Source organism: Alcanivorax sp. HI0083, from assembly GCF_001635175.1.
Genome location: NZ_LWFX01000732.1, coordinates 1 through 601, shown reverse-complemented (window position 1 = coordinate 601; position 601 = coordinate 1). Strand labels below are relative to the sequence as shown.

Annotated in this window: 1 protein-coding gene; it reads left to right on the top strand. The window is 48.4% G+C overall.

Going from position 1 to position 601, the window contains the following annotated elements; all coding sequences use genetic code 11:
* Window positions 1-346: 346 nt before the first annotated feature.
* The coding region (locus A3754_RS28485) for a hypothetical protein (RefSeq protein ID WP_231880533.1) at window positions 347-601 on the top strand (255 nt) is incomplete at its 3' end.

Sequence of the window (601 nt, the reverse complement as noted above, 5' to 3'; positions counted from 1 at the left end):
GGCATAGGTGAGAGCATCGAGATTGACGATAGTAGCCTTGGTATTGGCCAAGGCCCAGCGGATAAAGGCGCTGCCGATGAAACCACAGCCCCCTGTAACAAGCAGAGACTTCATTCTGACTACCGACGTCCTAGAGAAATTCCATTGCCGCAAAGACTACCAAGATCCTCGAAGTATCCATGATCCCTCCTGCTGCCATCGCGATTCAAACAGGATAGACTAGCCCAAAAGGTGTAGCGGACATATACGCACTCAAAACATAACAATGGGTTATCAAAAATCTAATAATGATAACCACTGCATATGACCATGATCGAGAGCCACCAAGAGCATCAGGATAAGAAACATGAAAGCCTCGTTGCGGCCAACTAGAACCACAGAGTTCCATCAGGCAAACCAGATTCAGGCGCTTGATCTAACCCCCCTAGCCATTTACACCCGCTATCGTGGCCATCCACAGCTTTGCCAAGAAGACCACCAACGTCTGTTCCGATATGAATTGATGTCGACTGTCAAAGCTGATGGTGTTTGCTCCACGATCAATGACCAAAATGGCGTTATCGCCGCTTGCGCTATCAAACCTCTAGACTGGGATACCCAA